Below are 22,224 nucleotides of genomic sequence, written 5' to 3'. Positions count from 1 at the left end.
TCTCTAGCTTTTCAGGAATGTCGTGAGAGCGGCGACAACGCCGCGATTGGCCTCTTCGGTGCCGACGGTCATGCGCAACGCGTTGGGAAAGCCATAGCCCGAAACGCGCCGCAATATATAGCCGCGCGCCGTCAGATAGTCGTCCGCCGCCGCCGCCGAATGCTTCTGGTCATCGGGAAAATGAATGAGGACGAAATTGCCGACGCTCGGCGTTACCCGCAGCCCGAGCTTTGTGAATTCCTCGCTCAACCAGGCAAGCCAGGTCTCGTTGTGCGCCACGCTGCGCTCGACATGGGCGCGGTCGCGGATGGCTGCGATACCGGCCTCGATCGCCGTCGCATTGACGTTGAAGGGACCGCGCACGCGGTTGATGGCGTCGACGATATGCATCGGCGCATACATCCAGCCGATCCGCGCGCCACCCAGGCCGATCTTGGAGAAGGTACGGGTCATCACCACGTTCTCGGTGCTGCCGACCAGCTCGATGCCGGCCTCGTAGTCGTTGCGGCGGACATATTCGGCATAGGCCGCGTCGAGCACCAGAAGCACGTTCTTCGGCAGCGTGGCATGCAGCCGGCGTACCTCCTGGAACGGTACATAGGTGCCGGTCGGGTTGTTGGGATTGGCGAGGAACACTATTCTGGTGCGCGGCGTGACCGCGGCCAGGATGGCGTCGATGTCGGCGCGCTCGTCTCTTTCCTTGATCGTCACCGGAACGGCACCCGCCGACTGGATGTAGATCTTGTAGACCATGAAGGCGTGTTCGGTGATGACGGCCTCGTCGCCGGGCGCCAGATAGGTCTGCGCCAGCAGGCCGAGAATCTCGTCGGAACCGTTGGAACAGATGATGTTCTGCGGGTTGAGGCCGTGCACCTCGGCGATCGCTTCGCGCAGCCGCCTGGCGGTGCCGTCGGGATAGATGTCGAGCTTGCCGGCAATCTCGCGCGCGGCTTCGATCGCTTTCGGCGAGGGCCCTAGCGGATTCTCGTTTGATGACAGCTTGTGGACCTTGGCGACGCCGGCGGGCGCCGTGCTCTTGCCTGGCACATAGGCGTCGATGTCCATGATGCCCGCACGCGGGGTTGGACGTGCCTGGTCCGGTGTCTGGCTCATGTCGCAAAATCCGTCGAGAACGCTTCCTGAGGGAAGCCGCAGCGGAAATACAAGCCGTGGCCTGCAATGTCGAGAGGCGACAGCCATCGCCCAGGGCTGGCCGTTGACGACGGCGCGCCACAGCCCTAGAAGGGGTGCGACTTCCGTGGTGATTTGGCCGGTCGGCTTGCAGCCACGTTAAACAACTTGCTAAAGGGCCGTTTGCATCCTGTAACCGGCTTTGCGACCGCAATGCCGGTTTTTTGTTGTCCGCCCCGGCCGGACACCCGTATCGGCATCGACTTTCGACAAGCGCGATGCGTGGGCTCAAAGTGTGAGATGGATGTCATGGCCGTTCTGCGTGCCCGTAAAACCAACAACGAGGTCGACCAGCCGTCGAGCCCGGTTTTGCGTTTTGGATCCGACAAGCCGCTCAAGCTGGACGCCGGCACGCTGCTGTCACCGTTCCAGATCGCCTACCAGACCTACGGCACGCTGAACGATGCCCGCTCCAACGCCATCCTCGTCTGCCATGCACTGACCGGAGACCAGCACGTCGCCAGCACCAATCCGGTGACCGGCAAGCCTGGCTGGTGGGAAGTGCTGATCGGCCCCGGCAAGATCATCGACACCAATCGCTTCTTCGTCATCTGCTCCAACGTCATCGGCGGTTGCCTTGGGTCCACCGGTCCGGCCTCGACCAACCCCGCCACCGGCAAGCCCTATGGGCTTGACCTGCCCATTATCACCATTCGCGACATGGTGCGGGCGCAGCAGATGCTGATCGACCATTTCGGCATCGAAAAATTGTTCTGCGTGCTCGGTGGCTCGATGGGCGGCATGCAGGTGCTGGAATGGGCGTCGAGCTATCCGGAGCGCGTCTTCTCGGCGCTGCCGATCGCCACCGGCGCGCGCCATTCCTCACAGAACATCGCCTTTCATGAGGTTGGCCGCCAGGCTGTCATGGCCGATCCGGACTGGCATGGCGGCAAATATTTCGAGCACGGCAAACGCCCGGAAAAGGGCCTGGCGGTAGCGCGCATGGCCGCCCACATCACTTACCTGTCGGAAGCCGCCCTGCACCGCAAGTTCGGCCGCAATCTGCAGGATCGCGAAGCGCTGACCTTCGGCTTTGACGCCGACTTCCAGATCGAAAGCTATCTGCGCCACCAGGGCATGACCTTCGTCGATCGCTTCGACGCCAATTCCTACCTCTACATGACGCGGTCGATGGACTATTTCGACCTTGCCGCCGACCATGGCGGCCGGCTGGCCGATGCTTTCGCCGGCACGAAAACCCGCTTCTGCCTGGTGTCGTTCACCTCGGACTGGCTTTTTCCGACCGAGGAGAGCCGCTCGATCGTGCATGCGCTCAACGCCGCCGGAGCATCGGTATCCTTCGTCGAGATCGAGACCGACCGCGGCCACGACGCCTTCCTGCTCGACGAGCCGGAACTGTTTGCCGCCATCAACGGCTTCATCGGCTCGGCCGCCAGGGCGAGAGGGCTGGGCCTATGAGCGTCAACCGCGACCAGCGCGTCGACCTTGAAGTCGTCGCCAACCTCATCCCACCACAGTCGCGCGTGCTCGATGTCGGCTCGGGCGACGGCTCGCTGCTCGAATTGCTGCAGGACAGCAAGCAGGTCGACGGCCGTGGGCTCGAGCTGTCGCAGCGCGGCGTCAACGAGTGCGTGGCGCGCGGCCTCTCGGTCATCCAGGGCGATGCCGACAAGGATCTCGAATTCTATCCCGACAAGGGCTTTGACTTCGTCGTCCTCTCGCAGACGCTGCAGGCCACCCGCAACCCGAAGCTGGTGCTCGACGAACTGCTCAGGATCGGCAATCGCGCCATCGTCTCCTTCCCCAATTTCGGCCATTGGCGTGTGCGTCTGTCACTGTTCGTCAACGGCCGCATGCCAGTGACCAAGGACCTGCCCTATTCCTGGTACGACACGCCCAACATCCACTTTTGCACCATCCGCGACTTCGTCAATCTGTGCGACGAGCTCGGCGCGACCGTCGAGAAGGCAACCGCTCTCGACGCCAACGGCCAGAAGATCGGCCTGTCGATGCCGTGGTGGTTCTGGAACTTCTTCGGCCAGCAGGCAGTGTTCTTGCTGAAACGGCAGTAGCCGCAAGCTATTCGAGGATGTCCGTGGCCTTGTGCGGATGTTCGACGCCGTCAGCAAACACCACGTCGGCCTCCGAATTGTCCGTGCGCAGCGCCAGAATCGCTTGATAGGCGGGCGAATTGTACCAGCCATGCACATGCTGCCTGTCGGGAAATTCGATGATAATCAGATGACCCGGCCAGTTGTTCTCGATCACCTCGACATCGCCGCCATGGACCAGAAAACGGCCGCCGAAAGGTTCCAGCGTGGCATCGATCTTGTGCAGGTATTCGACGATCTGCGGGCCCATCGTGGCTTGGCGCATATGGGCGACGGCGTAAGCGGTCATAAGTGCACTCCCTTTCAATCGAAGCCGATTGCCGGCTCCGCAGGCACAGATTGCCAAGGGTCGTGACAGAATTCGATTACCCCAAAAGTAATAAGAATGAGATGAGGCGATCGTGACGAATCGGCCTGCGTGATCCTGAGGCGGTTTCCAGTCTCCGGCCCTCAGGGTGTTGCCGTTGAGACGCAAGGTTGCGAATTCGTGGTTGCGGACGGATTGAACTCTGCAACCAGATGATGACACGGGAGCATGTTTTTCGTAGCGTCATGCCGGACGCGATGCCGAGCGAAGCACGGAGCGGGGAACCTGACCTATTCGATCGTTGTCGAAATGGAAAACGCCAAGTCCATCAATGAAGATGAGATCGGCGTTTCGTTCAGTGCTTTGGCACGGGAAATAGAAGCCGTGACGACAACCGGTCAATACATAAAACCGGAGGTCATCGTCGTTCACAGCGGACCAGATACCGACACACCGCTTCTGCGGCATCGTCTCACCGAAATTGTTCCGCAACTTGGCATGGTAGCAAACACGATCTTCAGCGCCTGCACAGGCGGCCGGTACTATGAGGTCAAGAACGCAGGCGCCGCGTTGGCCAAGGGCGACATCGTCATTTTCTGCGATTCCGATACAGTGATCGAAGACGGCTGGCTGTCGGCACTTCTCAAACCGCTCCAGGATCCGAAGACGATCGCCGTGAACGGTTACACCTATCTCGGCTGTGACGATTTCGCGTCGCGGACCTTTGCGCTTCTGTGGTTCTTCCCGCTGCGTGATGGTGATCGACGCTTTGCCTCCAAGCGCGCGATGAACGCTAACAATTGCGCCTTCCGCAGAAGCTGGTTAGCCGGCCATCCCTTTCCGGCCAGCAATGGATTCAAGGTTTCTTGCACGTTGCTCACCAGCCAGTTACGAGCAAGCGGGCATGATTTTGTCAGAGTCGATGCCCGGGCCAGCCATTATCCCCCGCGCGGTTGGCGCTTTTTCTTTTGGCGTGCCCTGGTCACCGGGCGCGATGCGGACCGGAAATATGTGGCACTGGCATCGCCATCCCAAGCCGCGCGAGTGCTGAAGGCGACAAGACGTTGGTTTTCGACATCCTGGAAAGTGGGTGGGCGTATTCTGACGCATGCAACTCGGCTCGGAATGCCGGCATGGCAGATCCCGTTTGCACTGATCGTCGGATTGGCCTTTTGCGCGCTGGTTTTTTGTGCACAAGCGGCCATGGCCCTTGGGCTGGTTCGGGACGAGGTTGAAAACGTGCCCCTCTACGTGGGACATAGCTGAAGCACTATGGTCAAAATGGGCAAAACCATCGAACCGACACCTCTCATCACGGTCATTACGCCGACCCACAACCGACGCGAAACGGTGTTGCGCGCCGTGGAAAGCGTACTCTCCCAGAGCATGTCGAGGCTTGAGCACATTGTCGTCGACGATGGTTCGACCGATGGGACCGAATCGGCGCTGGCCCGCATCCAGGACCCGCGGCTGATCTATGTCGGGGCGAAATGGCGAGGCGCCAACGCAGCCAGGAATGCCGGCATCGAGCGCGCGCGGGCACCGTTGGTGACGTTCCTCGATTCCGACGACATCTACATGCCGCACCGGCTTGAACGAACCCTGACCTGGTTCGAGGAAAATCCTGCACTGCAAGTGCTGATCAGTTCGTTCGTGTCCCTGAAAGGCAATCGCATCACAAACTGCGTCAACCCCGAGGCGTTCGTGAGCCCCGCAATGCTGGAGCGGACGCTGGTTGGGCAGACCATCTTCATTGCCGGCTCCGCGATCACGGCTCGCCGCGAAGCCTTGCTGGCCATCGGCGGCTACGACAGCGACATCACCCGCATGCAGGATCGCGAATTGCTGCTGCGCCTTGCCCGGCGCTTCGGTGCGCAGTTGTCCAGGGATCTGGACTGGACGAAATACAATTCGGAAAACTCGATTTCCGGCCGCCGTGACGGCTATGTCGAGGCCTATGCGAACCTGATGGGCAAACATCCGCATATTGCCCATGCCTACCCGCACATTCCGCCTTACATGATCTCGCGGCAGCTCATCGCCGACATCCTGCGAGGCAGGATACCGGAGGCATTTCAGGGCTACATGGCCAACCGTTCATCCAAAACGCTTGGCTATTCGCTGCCGGAATTGATGCAAGGCTATGTCCATGGCCGGCGCTGGCGCCGCGATCTCTCCAACGAGTTTCGCAATCAATTTGGTGCCCGGCCCGCTTAACCGAGAGGGATTCCGGGAAATTGTGGAACGGTTTTCCCTCCGGATCGCGTTAACCCCTCTGTCGAGAGCTCAACGGTCAAGTTCGGGAAAATACGGATCCGATAGAAACCGCCTGTCCCGTTCGCCTTGCAGGCAGTCTATCGGCGTCGCCGCGTCGACGGGGATGCTTGTCACCTCGTCCTGAATGCCGCTCACTTCCAGGAGCAGCTTGCGCCGGATGGCTGTCGAAAACTCGGCGGCGGCATAGATAGGCAGCACGAAGGAACCGGGTCCGCCGATCACGCACTGCGCATAATACTGGTCGAGATGGCTGAAGGTGGGCGACGGGCTGATCAGGATCGGCAGGCCGTTGACGACGATGCCTTTGGCAGTCGCCGCATCACGCGTCGCGGTGACCGGCGGCCCGATATTGTTCGGTCCGTCGCCCGAAATGTCGATGACGCTGCGTTCGCCCTGGAAAGACGTGCGGTCGAAAAGCTCGGTGCCGAAGGCCAGCGCGCCGGAAATCGAAGTGCCGCGAAAGCTGCGGAACGGACGAGCCGCGACCTTGTCGGCAAAGCTGTTCGCGCTCTCGGCACTATCGATGATCTGCCAGCCGATGACCGCGTCGTCGCGGACCGTGCCGGCCCATTCGAAATAGGTCAGCGCTATGCGGCCCGTGGCGCCGGCGCGGACAGCCTTGATGAAGTCGGGATGCCGCAGCGCCTCGACATAACCGGCCCGCTGCAGGGCGAACTCCTTCTCGTCCATCGACAGCGAGATGTCGACCGCCAGCACCAGCTCGACGTCGACGGCGAGCGCATCCCGCGGCGAGGCGGCGGGAGCAGCCTGGGCGCAGGCAAGACAGGCAAGCAGGCGCAGGGCATCAAGCATGGCCGTCGCCAGGATTGTTTCTCCCGAGGAGCTTCCCTCGCGATCGCGGCAAAATAAAGCTTTGCTTCCCTCGCCCGGAAATCAGCTCATTTCTTGCGACGAGCGGCGGCTGGCGGCGGTTCGATCGCGCCGGCCCTGACGCGGGCGGGCTTCAGGGCTGGCGCACCGGAATCCTTGACGATCGTCAACGCGCGCGGGAAGAAGTGGTTGTTGTGCTGGCCGCGCCCGATGTTGAGGATCGCTGTCCCCGGCAAACGCTTCTCGAGCATCGACAGCACGCGTCTTAGCGATGGGCCGTCGAACGCATCCAGCGCCTCGTCGATGATCACCCATTTCGGCTGCCGCAACGCGAGCCTGGCGAAGGCCAGCGAGCGTTGTTCGTCATCGCCCAACTCATGGTCCCAACGCCCGGCACGGTCGAGCGATGAGGATAGCCGTCCCAGACCGACCTCGGCCAGCACCGCCGAAATGTCGGCATCGTTCGCCGGCGCGGGCCCGTTCGGGTGATCGAGGACTTCGCGCAACGTGCCGACCGGAAAATAAGGCACGCGCGGCACGAATATGGGGGTTTCTCCCGACGGCAGGCCGATCCGGCCGCTTCCCCATGGCCACAGGCCGGCAATGGCACGAAAGAACAGCGTCTTGCCCGCACCGGGGTCGCCGGTGATCATGACGCGCTCGCCGGGGCGGATTTCGACATGCGGATCGGCGAGTCTGGTGCAACCCTCCGGCGAGGTCACTTCGAGCTTCTCGAAAGTCAGGCTGCCATTGACGTTTTGGCCGAAGGCAATGCGCTTTTCCGTGTCATGCAGCGCATCGGTTTCATCGAGCGCGATGCGGAAATCGGCCACGCGCATCAGCGTGGCGCGCCAATCGGCAATGCTGCCGATGTTGTTGATGAACCAGCGCAAGGAAGAGTGGACCTGGTTGAAGGCGCCGACCGCCATCATCAGCCCGCCAAAGCTGATATCACCTGAGAAATAGACCGGCGAAGCGACCAGTATGGGCGCCACGACGGTGATCCAGCCATAGGTGTCGGTCACCCAGGACAGGTTGATCTGGGCGGTGTAGATGCGCCGCATGGCGCCCAGCACCGTGCCGAGATCGAGTTCGAGCCGCCGCCTGGCGTCGGCCTCGCCATGATACAACGCGATGGCATCGACATTCTCGTTGACGCGCACCATCGAGGAGCGCAGCTCGGCTTCGCGTGTATAGCGGTCGCTGTTCAGGCGGATGAGCGGGCGCCCGACCAGCCAGCTCAGCCAGGAGGCGATGCCGGCGTAAAGGATAGCGGCCCAGACCATGTAGCCCGGTATGGCCAGCGAGGTCCCGCCGATGTGGAACACGAAGCCCGAGGACAGCTCCCACAGCACCCCGACGAAGGACACGAGCAGGATGCACGACTGCAGCAGCCCGACGCCGAGATCGGTTGACAGGTCGGACAGATGCGCGGCGTCCTGCTGCATGCGCTGGTCGGGATTGACGCCGATGGCGCCGGCATTGGCCAACCGGAAGGCGCGCGCCGGCCGCATCCACTGATCGATCAGATCCAGCGTCAGCGCCTCGCGCAGTTTGAGCCTGATCATCTGGTTGAGCCAGGTCTGGCCGATATTGAGCACCAGCAGCCCGCCGGCGATCATCGCGAAGACGAGGAGCTGGTGCAGGAAGGCCGCCATGTCGCGGCGCGCAAGCGCATCGTAGAAAGGCTGGTTCCAGCGATTGAGCAGAACCTGGCCGATCGACGTTGCGATGATCACGGCCATGATGCCGACCGATGTCCACAGCAACCATTTGCGAACCGGCGATCGCGCCAGCGCCCGCCGGATCGTCGCCACCTGGTCGCGCAGGCTGCTGGCTTCGACCGCCACCGCAACCGGCTGAACGACGGCGGCATTGTCCGGTTGATCAGCCATGGCCGAGGTCCTTGCGTCCGTGCTGAAACCGGATGGAGAAACTTGACAGGCGTTCGTATGGGCTGCCGGATGGGCTGCCGGTCCGCTTGCGACAGATAGGCAGGAAAACGACGTCAGGCACGCTTGCCGTGATCACGAAGCCGTCACCCGCGCAGCCGAGGGCTTGGCATCGGTTTTGTGACGGCCAAGCCGCGTGGCGCCATGCGGCGACAGCACCGGCACGAAGACGCGGCGCGAGGCGCGCTGGACCACGGGCACGCCTTGATAGAGCCGTTTCTGCGCCTCGACGACGATGACGCCGGAAAAGATCGGCCACAGCCGGCGGCCGGCGCGCTCCAGCACATTGTGGAAGCGCATCATGAAACGGCGCTTCGACGGCGGAAAGAACAGCGCATCGGACCAGGCGGCGGGCGTAAAATTGGCCTCGCGCAGCAATTCGGTGAGCTGGCCGCGCGAAAAGGGCCGGCCATTGCCGAATGGGGTGTGCTCGAAGCGCGCCCAGACACCGCGCCGGTTGGGCACGACGATGACCACCCGGCCGGCCGGCGACAGCACGCGCCAGATCTCGTTCAGCGTCTCACGCGGGTTCTCGACATGTTCGAGCGAATGGACGAGCAGCATGCGGTCGATGCAGGAATCGACCAGCGGCAGTTCCTCGTCGAAGACCAGTGCCGTCGCCGTCGGCCCTGTCGCCGGCCACACCACCGCGCCTTGCGTTGCCGGCATGAAGGCAAAGACCCGCTCGGCATCGGTGCCGAACCGCTCCAGCCAGGGCAAGGTGTAACCCAGACCAACCAGCCGCTCGTTGGGTACCGCTGCCCATATCGACGACAACGCCATGGTGATCGAACGCTCGGCGAAACGGCCGAGTGTTGTCGAATAGAAGGAGCGAAGATCGACGATGTCGGAATGCATGGCAGGGATGTAGCCGTGATATCGGCGGGTTTCAACAAAAGGCCGCGACGACCCGACATTCCGAGATGTCATTCGACATCCGGGATGACATCCACGCGCCGGCGCCCTATGTCTGCGGCCATAAACGGAGAGATGCGATGCCGGTCGAAATCGAACAGTTCATGTGCCGCAGCGACAATTTCGGCGTGCTGGTGCATGATCCCAAAAGCGGCCAGACCGCGATCATCGACGCGCCCGAGGAAGCGCCTATCCTGGCCGCGATAAAGCGCACCGGCTGGACGCCGACGACGATCCTGACCACGCATCATCACATGGATCACGTCGAGGCCAATCTGGCGCTGAAGGAGCGCTTCAAGCTGCGCATCGTCGGCCCGGAAGCGGAAAAGGCCAAGATCCCCGGCATCGACGAGACCGTCGAAGACGGCTCGGTTCTCCATCTTGGCGATGAAAAGATCGAAGTCATCGCCACGCCCGGCCACACCGCCGGCCACGTTTCCTACTATTTGCCGGCTTCGGGTGTGGCGTTCACCGCCGACACGCTGTTTGCGCTGGGTTGCGGACGGCTGTTCGAATGCAAGCCGCCGGTGATGTATGAATCGCTGAAGAAGCTGGCTGCACTTCCGGCTGAAACGGCCATCTATTGCGGCCACGAATATACGCTCTCCAACGCCCGTTTCGCGCTGACCGTCGACCCGTCCAATTCGGCATTGAAGGAACGCGCCGCCAGGATCGAAAAGCTGCGCGCCGACAACAAGCCGACGCTGCCGACGACGATCGGCGAGGAGCTGTCGACCAATCCCTTCCTGCGCTGGCACGATCCGGCGATCCGCAAGCATCTGGGGCTGGAGAAAGCTTCGGACGCCGAGGTCTTTGCCGAAATCCGCAAGCGTAAGGACAATTTCTAGGCCCGGTGGTATCGTCGCCATGACCAGCTCCGCAGAAATTATCGCGACGCTCGGGCTGAAGCCGCATCCGGAAGGCGGCTGGTATGCCGAGACCTTTCGCGATGGCACCGGCGGCGCGCGCGGCCATTCGACTGCCATCTATTTCCTGCTTGAGGAGCATCAGGTTTCGGCCTGGCACCGGGTCAAGGACGCCGCCGAGGTCTGGCATTTCCATGCCGGCGCACCGCTGGCGCTCTCGATGTGGGAAGAAGGCAGCGCCCTTGTAGAGCAGGTGCTCGGCATTGATCTCGCAGCCGGCGAGCGGCCGCAGATCGTCGTGCCGGTAGGCTGGTGGCAGTCCGCGCGCAGCCTGGGCGAATGGACGCTGGTCGGCTGCACCGTCGCGCCGGGCTTCGAGTTTGCCGCCTTTGAGCTGGCCGCACCCGGCTGGCAGCCGAAACAACCCTAACTCAATAAGAACCCAAATTTAGCAGGAACCCAAGTGTCGTCGCGAGTTGGGCGGCGTAGTACAGCGCCCAGACGGCGAAGCGCATCCAGGCGCGGTGGGGCGAGATGGCGGCGACAAGGAATTTCTCGGTGGCGAGCAGCCCGTCCGATACCATGAACAGCACGGCGCCACCGATCACCCACATATTGCTTGTTGTCAGCGCCGAGATGCCCATTGCCAGGATCGCGGCGATATAGACGGTGATCGGGATACGCAGGCTGGGACCGACGCGACGCCACAGCGCCGCCAGCATGATGACCACGAACAGCGCCATGGCGAGCGCGATCGCACCGCGCCACGGCTCGGCACCAAGCACTCCCAATCCGCCACCGCTGCGCAGGAACAGCGCGACATAGACGATGTGGGCGACGAGAAAACTGGCCAGACCGCCGAGAAACGCCTTTTCACCGTCGCGCGACAGGAATGCGTCGCCAGCGGCGCTGAGGGCGAGCGCGGCGACCAGCAGCAGCGGGCCGCCCTGCAGCCCGGCCAGAACGGCAAGCATCGCCACGGCAAGCGTCTTTGCCGCCGAGCGGGCGAGCGTCGACGGCATGCCTAGCGTGAACGCATAGATCATCGCCGCCGCCAGCGAAAAAATCAGTGTCGCATTGGCATTGGCGTCGATACCGCCCGCAAACGGCATCGTCATGCCCGGCTCCGCCTTCGAATGCCCCGGGCTCCGCCTTCGGATGCCGCGGCTCTCTCGGTTGCGGCAGGCTTGCGCAGGAACAGCGATTTTGCGGCGAGCGCCGCGCCACCGGTGATGAGCACGCAGGCGGCGAGGATGCGCAACGACGGCTCGGCGACGCCGGCCGCGATCAGCACCAGCGTCGACAGCAGCGGTGCGGCGTAGCTTGCGGCACCCAACACCTGGATGTTGCCGCGCTTGACGCCGATGTCCCAGGCATAGAAGGCAGCGCCCACCGGCATCAGGCCAAGACCAAGCACCGCCAGCCACTGGCCGGCGCCGACGGGCAGAACGGTCTGTTCCAGCGCCAGGTGGCAGGCGAGCGACAGCACCGCGGTGGCAGCACAGAACCAGGTGACGATGCTGGTCGGCACCGAGGGGAAGCGCCGCGACAACAACGAATAGGACGACCACAGGACGGCGCAGACGGCAGCCATGGCATAGCCGAAGGAATAGCGGGCGTCGAAGGCCAGCCCGCCACCCTTGGTGACGATCAGCACGGTGCCGGCAAGGCCGAGCAGCGCGCCGACGACATGGTTCCACGCCAGTTTTTCGCCCGGCATCAGCGCCGAGCCGAGCACGATCAGCAGCGGCCACAGATAGGCGATCAGGCTCGCCTCCACCGCCGGCGCATTGCGCAGCGCGGTGAAATAGAAGAAGTGGTAGCCGAACAGGCCGGCAATGCCGATCAGCCACACCTGCGGCGGTATCTTCTGGCTCTTGTCGGGTGCCGGCATGAACAGCCGCGCGATGAGCCCGACCCCGGTGCCGATCGAGAAGGTGATCGCCGACAAGAGGAACGGCGGCACCTGGCCCGACGCATCGGTGAGCAGTGCGAGCAACGCCCACATGGCGACCGCCGAAAAGCCGATCAGTGTTGCGCGCCCCATTCTGTCTCCAGTGGCGCGCCAATTCCGCGCCTGGCTATTGTACGGCTTCGAAACGCCCGGCGCTGATGGTCAAGGTGCCGATCTGCGTGCCCACCGTGGCACGGATCGGCGCATATACGCCGGTTTGGCCGAGCGGTGCAAACGTCACCATCATGCGGCTTTTGTTCTTGAGATAGTTGAGCGCCTTGCGGCCCTTGCGATAACCCGCCACCGGCTCGAAGCCCATCCGGCAGGTGACGGTGTCGCCCTTGTAGCCTGGGACCGAGATCGTGCCTTTCGACGCGTAGGTCAACGTCAGGTCGGCACGCATCTCGCCGTCATAGAACTTCACCGTGCGGCCGCAGACCTGGTCGAGACTGTCGGCATGAATGACGGTGGCGGCCATGGGATCGAGCACCGACGCCAGGTCGCCGGCACCGAGCGGCACCCAGTTCTTGGGGTCGCGTTTGCCCGGTGCCGGTACGACCTTCGTCGAGGTGACCCTGCCATTGGCAAAGCGGATATCGACCACCGATGCTTTCTTGCCGGAGGTGTAGTCGGCGCGGAATGCCTGCGGCACCATTTTCTTGCCCGCGATCGTGCCCTTGGATGAGATCGTGCCGCGCGTGTCGTCGAACAGCTTGGCCAGCCCTGCCGCGGTGACACTGCCTTGGATCGCGTAGGCGCCGTTCTCATAGCGGCTGGAAAACGTTGATTTCGCTATCGAAAGGCCGAGGAACGACACCGTGTACTCGCCCTTGAACGACTGCGGCGAGGCAGCAGACGCGGCGGACGGCAAAGCTATGGCAAGCATGGCAACAAGGGCATGTGGCGAACGAAGCATGGCGGGATCGGGTCCTTGATTTTCGGCCGGAGGCGGGCAACTCCGGTCTGGCATGTCCCTATGGAACCGCTTATAGGATGAATTCCGGCCTTAATATGAAATGCCGGGCGTGTCCGCAGGCAAGCTGGAGCTTGACGCCTCGGCGAAATGCAACTATGGAACGCCAACTTTTTCCATAAGGCCGCCTGACCAGAACCGCGCGCCACCCGGCGTGGGCTTGAGTGTTTGGCAGACCCCGAGAACTGAAGGTTAGAACAATGTCCCGCACCTGCGAACTCACTGCCAAGGCAGTCATGTCCGGCAACAATGTGAGCCACGCCAACAACAAGACCAAGCGTCGCTTCCTGCCGAACCTCGTCAATGTGACGCTGATTTCGGAAGCGCTGAACCAGAACGTGCGTCTTCGCATTTCGGCCAACGCGCTGCGTTCGGTCGAACATCGCGGCGGCCTCGACGCCTTCCTGGCCAAGGCCGACGTCAAGGAATTGTCGCAGCGCGCCCGTTTGCTGAAGAAGCAGATCGCCAAGAAGACCGCCGAACAGGCTGCCGCTTAAAACAGTTCAAAGGCGGGGGACGACCGCCCTGGCCAACCTCTTGTTGTTGGCCTCTGGCCAACCTTTTGTTGGCCTAGGCATCGGATCGAAGCCGCAAGGTTTCGGCAATCCGATGCTCAAACTCCGAAGCTAGCGTAATCCGATTTAGGAATACGTTCCGCTGGTTCCATTACCCAGGATAAAAAAATGACTTTCTTCTCGCGATACTTGCCCTTCGTGGCCGCCATGACGCTTGTCGTCGTGGCATCGAACATTCTCGTGCAATTCCCGATGCAGGGCCAGATCGGCGGCCTCTCGCTGGCCGACCTTCTGACCTGGGGGGCCTTCACCTATCCCTTCTCGTTTCTGGTCACCGACCTCGCCAACCGCCGTTACGGCCCCACTGTGGCGCGCCGGATCGTCTTTGTCGGCTTCATGACGGCGGTGATCTGCTCGATCCTTGTCCCGCCCTTCCTGTTCCGTCACGGCCTGATCGAATTCGAGACCGCCGCCGACCGGCTGGTGCGGATCGCGGCCGCGTCCGGAGCGGCGTTCCTTGCCGCGCAATTGCTCGATGTGACTGTCTTCAACCGGCTGCGCCGCCAGAGCTGGTGGCGGGCGCCGATCGTCGGCACGCTGGTCGGGTCGGTGTTCGACACAGCCGTGTTCTTCACCGTCGCGTTCTCGGCCGCCTTTGCCTTCGCTGGTCCCAACGACGGCTTTGCGTTGGAAAACGCACCCTTGATGGGCGTCTTCCATGTCGACGCGATGCGTTGGATCTCCTGGGCGCTGGGCGACCTCAGCGTGAAGCTGATCATCGCCGTGGTGGCGTTGATCCCCTACCGTCTGCTCGCGGCCCGCTGGAGCCAGCCCGCTGTTGCGGCTTAAACCATGATCCCGAAAAGTGGGACCCGATTTTCGGAAAAGATCATGGTCGGACAAAGATCATGATCCCGTGGGTTCAGCTCGATTCGGCAAAGACCCCGGACGGCGGACAAGAACTTCGCCTCAAGCGGCGCGGCACCGAATTCTCGATCATGCTGGGCACCAACGAGCTCATGAACAGCCGCCTCAGCGGTTCCGAGGAAGCGCTGGCAAAACTGTCCTGTGAGCGGATTGCCGGCCATAGCCGGCCCACAATCCTGATCGGTGGGCTTGGCATGGGTTTTACCTTGCGCGCCGCACTCACAGAATTGGCCAATGATGCCGGAATTGTCGTCGCCGAACTGGTGCCCGCCGTCGTCGCCTGGGCACGTGGCCCGATGGCCGAAATCTTTGACGGCTGTCTCGACGATCCTCGCGTCACCATCCAGGAAACCGATGTCGGGCAGTTGATCCGGTCGCGGCCCGCGGCCTGGGACGCCATCCTGCTCGATGTCGACAACGGCCCGGAAGGCATCGTCCACAAATCCAACGACGCACTTTACAGCGTGCAAGGCCTCGCAGCCGCACGCAGCGCCCTGAAACCCGGCGGCGTGCTGGCGGTGTGGTCGCAAGGCCCCGACAGCGGCTTCACGCGGCGGCTGAAGCAGGCAGGCTTCGCGGTCGAAGAGGTCAGTACGCGCGCCAACGGCAAGCGCGGCGCCCGCCATGTCATCTGGATCGCCACCAGGACGTAAAGCCGGCGGGTCAATCCTGGTGGAGAATGAATTCCAGATAGAGGTTGCGCTGCAGGATCGAGTGGTTGTCGTCCGAGATCAGCGACACCATCAGCGCGCCGTCGTCGCGGCTCCAGACGTCGAGCCCTTCCATATTGTCGATCTGGTAGTCCATGTCGGCCTCCAGCAGCACCGGCCCGTCGGCGACCGCGCCCTTCTCGACGCTTTCGCCGTAGATGCGCCGCAGCCGCATCTTGACGCCGCTGGCCATCGAGAAACTGCGCTCCAGAAGCAACAGATCACCATCGGGCAGGAAGGCGCCGTCGGTGATGTCGAAATCGCCATTGCGCTTGACGGTGAAGACGCCCTTGTGCGGCCCTTCGATGATGGCGGCATAGATGTTGCCGGCCTTGTCCAGGCTCTTCTCGGAGACCACGACCAGGCCGCCCTCATGCTGGCCGTTGGCATTGGCGTGGGTGACGGTCTCGAAGCCGCGATTCTGGCGCAGCTCGCGGGCCGGCACGACGAAATCCAGCGGCTTGAACGGCGCCTTCATGTCGTTGGGGTCGATCTTGAACTGGGCGACGCGGTGGCTGCGCTCGAAGCCGACGGTGGCGATGCCGTCCTTGACCGCGAGACCTTCCGCATCGACCTCCCATTTCCTGTCGATCGGCCGGCCGGTCTGGTCGACCATCTGCTGCATGCGGAAATTCTGGATGCCGGAGGGTCGCTTTTCCGCGTCGCGGACCACCGTGCCGAAGAACCAGAAGCCGGTGTCGGCAACGCCGATGAAATCACCGCCGGCTTTCAGGAAGCGGAAGGCTGACAGCGCGCCGAAATCGCGTGTCGGCGAGGTCATCTCCAGCCCGCCGACGAATTCGAAAGCGCCGAACTGCTTGTCGGCACGGCCAATGTGGAATTGGGTGATCGGGCGGGCCGAGATTTCGACCGGTTCGACAGAACCAGAGTCTGCCAAACCGGCTGCTGCCGAAGCCACGCCGGAAAGCAGGACGATGGCGGCGAAAAGCGTCTGCCGAAACCCGCCGCGCCTGGAAATCATCCGGCGCGCCGCATACCACCGCCGCGTCGCGTATCCTTCGCGCTTTCCTCGGCGAACAGCGAAGCCAGCTGCTCGGTCATGGCGCCGGCCAGCTCCTCGGCATCGACGATGGTGACAGCGCGGCGGTAGTAGCGCGTGACGTCGTGGCCGATGCCGATGGCCAGCAGTTCCACCGGCGAACGCGTCTCGATCAGCTCGATGACGGCGCGCAGATGGCGCTCGAGATAATTGCCCGGATTGACCGACAGCGTTGAATCGTCGACCGGCGCGCCGTCCGAGATCATCATCAGGATCTTGCGCTGCTCGGGCCGGGCGATCAGCCGGTTATGCGCCCACAGCAGCGCCTCGCCGTCGATATTTTCCTTAAGCAGGCCTTCGCGCATCATCAGGCCGAGATTGCGCCGCGCCCGCCGCCACGGATGGTCGGCGGACTTGTAGATGATGTGGCGCAGATCGTTGAGCCGGCCAGGATTCGGCGGCTTGCCGTCCTTCAGCCATTTCTCGCGCGCCTGCCCGCCCTTCCACGCCCGTGTCGTGAAGCCGAGGATCTCGACCGAGACGCCGCAACGCTCCAGCGTGCGCGCCAAGATGTCGGCGCAGGTTGCCGCGACCGTGATCGGCCGGCCGCGCATTGAGCCGGAATTGTCGAGCACCAGCGTCACCACCGTGTCGCGAAATTTGGTGTCGCGCTCCTGCTTGAACGACAGCGGCTGCATCGGGTCGATGACGACCCGCACCAGCCTTGCCGGGTCGAGGTAACCCTCTTCCAGGTCGAAATCCCAGGAGCGGTTCTGTTGTGCCATCAGCCGGCGCTGCAGGCGGTTGGCCAACCGCCCGACGACGCCGGACAGATTGGCCAGCTGCTTGTCGAGGAAGGCACGCAGCCGGTCGAGTTCTTCCTCTTCGCACAGCTCCTCGGCGCCGACCGTCTCGTCGAAAGCGGTGGTGAAGACCTTGTAGTCGATTTCCTTCGGCAGATTGGTGAAGGGATTGTCGTTACGGCGCGCCTCGCCGGGTGTTTCGGCATCGGCGTCGTCATCGTCGGACAGATCGTCGGCGGTGGCATCGGAGGCTTCCGTCTCGGCCGACTGCTCGTCATCGGCCGAAGCTTCGGCATCCTCGGACTGCGACTGCTCGGAGCCGGAATCCTCTTCGCCACCCTCCTCGCTCTGCTCCTCGCCTTGCGGCTGGTTGTCGTCATTGTCCTCGGAATCTTCCGTCTCCTGGTCGTCGCCAAGTTCCTCGGCCATTTCCATGGAGACGAGCATCTCGCGCACGACCCGGGCGAACGCCTGCTGGTCGCCGAGCTTGGCCGACAATCCGTCGAGGTCGGCCTTGGCCTTCTCCTCGACCCAAGGGCGCCAGAGTTCGACCAGCCGCTCGCCGCTTTTCGGGACCGGGCGGCCGGTCAGCTTCTCGCGCACCATCAGGGCAAGAGCTTCCTCGATCGGCGCGTCGGCCTTGTCCTTGATGTCGACGAGGTTGGCCTTGGCGTATTTGTCCTCCAGCATCGAGCCGATATTGTCGGCGACGCCCTGCATGGCGCGTGAGCCTATCGCCTCGACGCGGGCCTGCTCGACCGCGTCATAGATGGCGCGGGCCGCCTTGCCTTCCGGCGCCAGCTTGGTGTGGATGCGCACATCATGGCAGGCGCGCTTCAGCGCCATGGAATCGCCGAGGCCGCGGGTGATCGCAATATCGGTCTTGGACGCCTTCTTCGGCAATTCGGGCAGACGCGCGCGGCTGCCGGCAAGTGCGGGCCGGTCCTTGGCGAAACCGACCTCCAGTTCCTTGTCGCCGGCAATGGCGCGCATGCAGACGGTGACGGCACGCTTGAAGCTGTCGGCTTCAGACCCCGTCTTCGACTTGTTGCGCGTGTTGTCGCCCGGACCCGCCATCGAGACCCTGCTTAGCCCAGCACCACGTTGGCGGCGCTCTCGGGCAGATCCTCGCCGAAGGCGCGCTGATAGAACTCGGCCACCACCGAGCGCTCCAGTTCGTCGCATTTGTTGAGGAAGGTCAGCCGGAACGCCATGCCGATATTGCCGAATATCTCGGCATTCTCGGCCCAGGTGATCACCGTGCGCGGGCTCATCACGGTCGACAGATCGCCGTTGATGAAGGCCGAGCGCGTCATGTCGGCGACGCGCACCATCTTGTTGACGATGTCCTTGCCCTTGCCGTCGCGATAGTGCTTGGCCTTGGCCAGCACGATGGCGACTTCGTTGTCGTGCGGCAAATAGTTCAGCGTGGTGACGATCGACCAGCGGTCCATCTGCGCCTGGTTGATCTGCTGGGTGCCGTGATAGAGGCCGGTGGTGTCGCCAAGGCCGACGGTGTTTGCGGTCGAGAACAGCCGGAAGGCCGGATGCGGGCGAATGACCCGGCTCTGGTCGAGCAGCGTCAGCCGGCCCGACGATTCCAGCACGCGCTGGATGACGAACATCACATCCGGACGGCCGGCATCGTACTCGTCGAAGCACAGCGCGACATTGTGCTGGTAGGCCCAGGGCAGGATGCCGTCGCGGAATTCGGTGATCTGCAAACCGTCCTTGACGACGATCGCGTCCTTGCCGACGAGATCGATACGGCTGACATGGCTGTCGAGGTTGACGCGCACGCAAGGCCAGTTGAGGCGAGCGGCGACCTGTTCGATATGGGTCGACTTGCCGGTGCCGTGATAGCCCGACACCATGACGCGGCGGTTGTAGGCAAAGCCCGCAAGGATCGCCATCGTCGTGTTCTTGTCGAACAGATAGTCCGGATCGATGTCCGGCACATGCTCCGATGTCACCGAATAGGCCGGCACCACCATCTTGGACTCGAAGCCGAATTTCTCCTTCACCGACACCGTCGTGTCGGGCAGGTTGGCGATGTCACGATCGACCTTGTTCATATCTCTCAACGTCTCCACGGGCGAAACGTCTGATTTCGCCGGCAATCGATTTTGTCCGGGGGCGGTCTTAGAGCCTTTTCCAACCTTATGAAAGTTGGAAAACGACACGAACCGTATGGCCGCTCAGCACAGGCCCGCCTGTTTGAGCACGCGATAGGCCTGCAGCACATCGCGGAACCGGTCTTCCGAACCTCTGTCGCCACCATTCGCATCCGGATGGTGCAGTTTCACCAGTTCCTTATAGCGCGCCTTGATCTCCTTGCCAGTCGCCTTTGTATCAAGACCAAGCGTTTCCAGCGCCTTGGCCTCAAGCGGCTTGGCCTTGCGCTCGCGCGCCTCGCGCGGATCCTTCGGTCCCTTGAACAGGTCGAACGGGTCGCGCATGCGGTTATAGTAGCCGGCCCGGCCGGAACGCATCTGGGCCATATCGGGCGACGATCGCGTCGAGGCTCCGTTGGCGCCCATTTTCCAGGTCGGCCGGTGCCCGGTCATGGCTTCCTTCTGGAAGCGCGCGACCTCGGTGTCCGGCACGCCGGAAAAGTAGTTGAAGCCCTTGTTGTACTCGCGCACATGATCGAAGCAGAAGTGGAAATACTCGCCTTCCTTCATGCGCCCGACCGGCGCACGATGGGTGCCCGCTTCCTTGCAGCCGTCCCACTGGCAGATCGGCGAGTGCGACTTCAGCTCCGCGTCCTTGTCGGGGCGGACGCGAATCTTCTCGAAATATTTGGGGTACGGCTTCATCTTACCCATTTATGGGGCGTTCGCAGATGCGAAACAAGAATTGACATTTTCGCGATCATCGCCCTAACCGCTGAATCGCGGCATAAAGCAGGCGAATGGCGGATTTTGTTGCTCGGCGGCGGCCCCTTGCGAAACCGATTTTCGGTTTCCAGGCCGAGACGCCAGCGATATGTGGTGAAGGGAGATGGCGATGTCCATACAGGCGACCATGGAAGACAAGCTCAATAAGGCATTTTCGCCGGACAGGCTGGTTATCATCAACGAGAGCCATCTCCATGCCGGCCACCATCATCACGGCTCCGACCATCACGGCACTTATGACGGCACCGGCGAGACGCATTTTCGCGTCCGCGTCGTCGCTTCCGCCTTTGCCGGCATGAGCCGCATCGACCGTCACCGCGCCGTCAATGAACTGCTTGCCGACGAATTGCAGGCCGGCGTGCACGCGCTGGCGATCGAACCGGCGGCTCCCGGCGAAAAGACGCGCTGGTAGTTCGGTTCCGCCGATCGTTTTTCGCCGCGCTCAGAGCACCGCTTCGATGAGGAACGGGCCACGCCGTGACAGCGCGCTGTCCAGCAGCGCTTCGAACCGCTCGCACGTCTCGGCGCGGGCTGCCTCCACGCCCATGCCTTTGGCCAGCGAAATCCAGTCGAGCGAGGGATGGTCGATGTCGAGCATGCGCCTGGCGTTCTCGCCGATGGCGCCGACGCCGACATTCTTCATCTCGCCGTGCAGGATCGCATAGGTTCGGTTGGAAAACACGATCGTCACCACGTCGAGCTTTTCCCGCGCCTGCGTCCACAATCCCTGCACCGTGTACATGCCGCTGCCGTCGGCTTCGAGGTTGATCACCTTGCGGTCCGGACAGGCGATTGCCGCCCCGGTCGCCATCGGGATGCCGCCGCCGATCGATCCGCCCGTGCCCATCATGTAGTCGTGCGGCGCTGCAAAGGCCGACAGCGCGAAGAAACGCCTGGCCGAGGTGACCGCTTCATCGCAAACGATCGCATCGGCCGGCAGTTTGCGCGCCACCGACAGCGCGATGCCATCTTCCGTCAGCTTGCCGTTCGGCGTTGCCTCGTCGGGAAAAGCGGCCGCGAGCACCTGTTGTTGTGACGGTTTGATGCCAAGTTCGTCGCGAAGCGCCTCCAGCGCCGCATGCAGATCGTCGCCATGGGCGGCCAGTGTCAGCACCTCGCAGCCTTCCCGCACGAGCCGTCCCGGTTTCCCCGGATAGGCGAAGAAGGCAACCGGCTCCTTCGCACCGACCAGGATCAGAACATCGACGTCGCTCAGCACAGCCATCGCCGCATCGACCGGATAGGGGATGCGGGTCGGCGCGACACGCCCACGCCCGCGTTGCATCCGTGCGATCAGAACCTCGCCGAACAGGCGGACATCGCTGCCCGTCGAAATCTGCCCGGCGATGGCGAGCGCATCGGCGCGTGCGGCCTTTCCGCGAACGATCATGCCTGCCCGGCCCGGAGCGGTACGGATCGCCGCGGCGACCTTGCGCACGGCGTCCATATCGACGGCCGGCGCTGGCACCAGCTTCACCTTGCCGACCGAAACCGCGTCGACTGCGCCCCAGGCAGCATCCGCCGGCAGGATCATCGTCGCGACGCCGGGCGGTGTCAGCGAGGCGCGAAAGGCTGCTTCAGCTGCCGGCACGATATCGGCCGGGCCCTTGACGCGGCCGACCCAGTTGGACATCGGCGCCGCAAGGCTCTCGATATCGCTGGTGAGCGGGGCATCGAGCGGCAGATGGTAAGACGCATGGTCGCCGACGATGTTGATCATCGGGCTGAAGGCACGCCGGGCATTGTGCATGTTGGCGAGCCCGTTGGCCAGGCCGGGACCGGTATGCAGCAGCGTCGCGGCCGGCCGATCGGTCATCCGCGCATAGCCATCGGCGGCACCAGTCACCACCCCTTCGAACAGCCCGAGCACGCAACGCATTTTCGGCTTGCGATCAAGTGCGGCAACGAAGTGCATTTCGGAGGTGCCGGGATTGGCAAAGCAGACCGTCACATCGTTGGCCAGAAGCACGTCACACAGGACATCGGCGCCGTTCATGCAATTCCCTCCCGCTCACGATCGAAGAGCACTTG

23 protein-coding genes and 1 riboswitch are annotated in these 22,224 nt (G+C 63.0%); of the genes, 10 read left to right on the top strand and 13 right to left on the bottom strand.

The window, feature by feature from the left end:
* Nucleotides 1-3 precede the first annotated feature (3 nt).
* On the bottom strand, nucleotides 4-1,113 hold the full coding sequence (gene hisC, locus NP945_RS00415) for a histidinol-phosphate transaminase (protein ID WP_256745281.1): 1,110 nt from the start codon (nucleotides 1,111-1,113) through the stop codon (nucleotides 4-6).
* Nucleotides 1,114-1,248: 135 nt separating this feature from the next.
* A riboswitch (SAM riboswitch) is annotated at nucleotides 1,249-1,326 on the top strand.
* Nucleotides 1,327-1,440: 114 nt separating this feature from the next.
* On the opposite strand from hisC, the gene NP945_RS00410 reads away from it, so the two are divergent.
* Together NP945_RS00410 and metW are read left to right on the top strand one after the other, a co-directional pair.
* Nucleotides 1,441-2,610 carry a homoserine O-acetyltransferase gene (locus NP945_RS00410; RefSeq protein WP_127271091.1) on the top strand — a complete coding sequence of 390 codons (1,170 nt, stop codon included), beginning with the start codon at nucleotides 1,441-1,443 and terminating at the stop codon, nucleotides 2,608-2,610.
* A complete protein-coding gene (gene metW / locus NP945_RS00405; protein WP_127268377.1) occupies nucleotides 2,607-3,224 on the top strand; it encodes a methionine biosynthesis protein MetW in 618 nt (205 codons plus the stop codon). Before NP945_RS00410 ends, metW begins: the two co-directional genes overlap by 4 nt.
* Nucleotides 3,225-3,231: 7 nt before the next feature.
* Here metW and NP945_RS00400 read toward each other — a convergent pair whose 3' ends face one another.
* The gene (locus NP945_RS00400) at nucleotides 3,232-3,552 is read right to left on the bottom strand and encodes a DUF1330 domain-containing protein (protein WP_127268376.1); all 321 of its coding nucleotides are present in this window, start codon (nucleotides 3,550-3,552) and stop codon (nucleotides 3,232-3,234) included.
* Between the two features lie 327 nt (nucleotides 3,553-3,879).
* On the opposite strand from NP945_RS00400, the gene NP945_RS00395 reads away from it, so the two are divergent.
* Together NP945_RS00395 and NP945_RS00390 are read left to right on the top strand one after the other, a co-directional pair.
* The gene (locus NP945_RS00395; RefSeq protein ID WP_236383418.1) at nucleotides 3,880-4,836 is read left to right on the top strand and encodes a glycosyltransferase; all 957 of its coding nucleotides are present in this window, start codon (nucleotides 3,880-3,882) and stop codon (nucleotides 4,834-4,836) included.
* A gap of 15 nt (nucleotides 4,837-4,851) precedes the next feature.
* The gene (locus tag NP945_RS00390; RefSeq protein WP_128309654.1) at nucleotides 4,852-5,787 is read left to right on the top strand and encodes a glycosyltransferase family 2 protein; all 936 of its coding nucleotides are present in this window, start codon (nucleotides 4,852-4,854) and stop codon (nucleotides 5,785-5,787) included.
* Nucleotides 5,788-5,856: 69 nt separating this feature from the next.
* Here NP945_RS00390 and NP945_RS00385 read toward each other — a convergent pair whose 3' ends face one another.
* The 3 genes from NP945_RS00385 to NP945_RS00375 all read right to left on the bottom strand — a co-directional run bounded on the left by NP945_RS00385 (nucleotide 5,857) and on the right by NP945_RS00375 (nucleotide 9,488).
* A complete protein-coding gene (locus tag NP945_RS00385; RefSeq protein ID WP_256745280.1) occupies nucleotides 5,857-6,660 on the bottom strand; it encodes a DUF1194 domain-containing protein in 804 nt (267 codons plus the stop codon).
* Between the two features lie 86 nt (nucleotides 6,661-6,746).
* Nucleotides 6,747-8,573: an ABC transporter ATP-binding protein/permease gene (locus NP945_RS00380; protein WP_128308797.1), complete on the bottom strand. Its 1,827-nt coding sequence runs from the start codon at nucleotides 8,571-8,573 to the stop codon at nucleotides 6,747-6,749.
* A 132-nt stretch (nucleotides 8,574-8,705) separates the two neighbouring features.
* Entirely contained in the window at nucleotides 8,706-9,488 is a 783-nt protein-coding gene (locus NP945_RS00375; protein WP_256745279.1) for a class I SAM-dependent methyltransferase, read from the bottom strand.
* 137 nt (nucleotides 9,489-9,625) lie between these two features.
* Here NP945_RS00375 and gloB point away from each other — a divergent pair, with 137 nt between their 5' ends.
* Together gloB and NP945_RS00365 are read left to right on the top strand one after the other, a co-directional pair.
* Nucleotides 9,626-10,393: a hydroxyacylglutathione hydrolase gene (gene gloB / locus NP945_RS00370; protein ID WP_256745278.1), complete on the top strand. Its 768-nt coding sequence runs from the start codon at nucleotides 9,626-9,628 to the stop codon at nucleotides 10,391-10,393.
* 19 nt (nucleotides 10,394-10,412) lie between these two features.
* Nucleotides 10,413-10,841 carry a cupin domain-containing protein gene (locus tag NP945_RS00365; protein ID WP_256745277.1) on the top strand — a complete coding sequence of 143 codons (429 nt, stop codon included), beginning with the start codon at nucleotides 10,413-10,415 and terminating at the stop codon, nucleotides 10,839-10,841.
* A gap of 1 nt (nucleotide 10,842) precedes the next feature.
* Here the strand turns inward: NP945_RS00365 and NP945_RS00360 are convergent, their stop codons facing one another.
* Genes NP945_RS00360 through NP945_RS00350 form a run of 3 tightly spaced genes read right to left on the bottom strand, consistent with a single transcriptional unit; the run spans nucleotide 10,843 to nucleotide 13,281 of the window.
* Nucleotides 10,843-11,529 (bottom strand): lysoplasmalogenase family protein, encoded by a 687-nt coding sequence (locus NP945_RS00360; RefSeq protein WP_256745276.1) that lies wholly within the window; start codon nucleotides 11,527-11,529, stop codon nucleotides 10,843-10,845.
* The gene (locus tag NP945_RS00355) at nucleotides 11,526-12,458 is read right to left on the bottom strand and encodes a DMT family transporter (RefSeq protein WP_256745275.1); all 933 of its coding nucleotides are present in this window, start codon (nucleotides 12,456-12,458) and stop codon (nucleotides 11,526-11,528) included. The genes NP945_RS00360 and NP945_RS00355 overlap by 4 nt, the downstream gene beginning before the upstream one ends.
* Nucleotides 12,459-12,492: 34 nt before the next feature.
* On the bottom strand, nucleotides 12,493-13,281 hold the full coding sequence (locus NP945_RS00350; RefSeq protein WP_256745274.1) for a DUF3108 domain-containing protein: 789 nt from the start codon (nucleotides 13,279-13,281) through the stop codon (nucleotides 12,493-12,495).
* Nucleotides 13,282-13,538: 257 nt separating this feature from the next.
* Between NP945_RS00350 and rpmB the strand changes: the two genes are divergently transcribed.
* The 3 genes from rpmB (at nucleotide 13,539) to NP945_RS00335 (ending at nucleotide 15,433) form a co-directional block, all read left to right on the top strand.
* Entirely contained in the window at nucleotides 13,539-13,835 is a 297-nt protein-coding gene (gene rpmB, locus NP945_RS00345) for a 50S ribosomal protein L28 (RefSeq protein ID WP_013529373.1), read from the top strand.
* A 186-nt stretch (nucleotides 13,836-14,021) separates the two neighbouring features.
* Nucleotides 14,022-14,702: a queuosine precursor transporter gene (locus NP945_RS00340; RefSeq protein ID WP_127266961.1), complete on the top strand. Its 681-nt coding sequence runs from the start codon at nucleotides 14,022-14,024 to the stop codon at nucleotides 14,700-14,702.
* Nucleotides 14,703-14,761: 59 nt separating this feature from the next.
* Nucleotides 14,762-15,433 (top strand): hypothetical protein, encoded by a 672-nt coding sequence (locus NP945_RS00335; RefSeq protein WP_256745273.1) that lies wholly within the window; start codon nucleotides 14,762-14,764, stop codon nucleotides 15,431-15,433.
* A gap of 10 nt (nucleotides 15,434-15,443) precedes the next feature.
* On the opposite strand, the gene NP945_RS00330 is transcribed toward NP945_RS00335, so the two are convergent.
* From NP945_RS00330 to NP945_RS00315, 4 genes are all read right to left on the bottom strand, one after another.
* Nucleotides 15,444-16,472, bottom strand: coding sequence for an esterase-like activity of phytase family protein (locus tag NP945_RS00330; RefSeq protein ID WP_256745272.1), 1,029 nt, complete (start codon nucleotides 16,470-16,472; stop codon nucleotides 15,444-15,446).
* A complete protein-coding gene (cobT, locus tag NP945_RS00325) occupies nucleotides 16,469-18,370 on the bottom strand; it encodes a cobaltochelatase subunit CobT (protein ID WP_256745271.1) in 1,902 nt (633 codons plus the stop codon). The genes NP945_RS00330 and cobT overlap by 4 nt, the downstream gene beginning before the upstream one ends.
* 11 nt (nucleotides 18,371-18,381) lie before the next feature.
* Nucleotides 18,382-19,368, bottom strand: coding sequence for a cobaltochelatase subunit CobS (cobS, locus tag NP945_RS00320; protein ID WP_013529367.1), 987 nt, complete (start codon nucleotides 19,366-19,368; stop codon nucleotides 18,382-18,384).
* Nucleotides 19,369-19,491: 123 nt separating this feature from the next.
* The gene (locus NP945_RS00315) at nucleotides 19,492-20,121 is read right to left on the bottom strand and encodes a J domain-containing protein (protein WP_013529366.1); all 630 of its coding nucleotides are present in this window, start codon (nucleotides 20,119-20,121) and stop codon (nucleotides 19,492-19,494) included.
* A gap of 181 nt (nucleotides 20,122-20,302) precedes the next feature.
* On the opposite strand from NP945_RS00315, the gene NP945_RS00310 reads away from it, so the two are divergent.
* Nucleotides 20,303-20,605 (top strand): BolA family transcriptional regulator, encoded by a 303-nt coding sequence (locus tag NP945_RS00310; RefSeq protein ID WP_027038090.1) that lies wholly within the window; start codon nucleotides 20,303-20,305, stop codon nucleotides 20,603-20,605.
* Between the two features lie 30 nt (nucleotides 20,606-20,635).
* Here NP945_RS00310 and NP945_RS00305 read toward each other — a convergent pair whose 3' ends face one another.
* Nucleotides 20,636-22,189 (bottom strand): acetolactate synthase large subunit, encoded by a 1,554-nt coding sequence (locus tag NP945_RS00305; RefSeq protein WP_256745270.1) that lies wholly within the window; start codon nucleotides 22,187-22,189, stop codon nucleotides 20,636-20,638.
* Nucleotides 22,190-22,224 lie beyond the last annotated feature (35 nt).

The organism is Mesorhizobium sp. LMG17149, from assembly GCF_024518695.1.
In the GTDB taxonomy this organism is placed as follows: Bacteria; Pseudomonadota; Alphaproteobacteria; order Rhizobiales; family Rhizobiaceae; genus Mesorhizobium.
The sequence above is the reverse complement of the archived record's forward strand: the minus strand, read 5'-3'. Positions and strand labels throughout refer to the sequence as shown.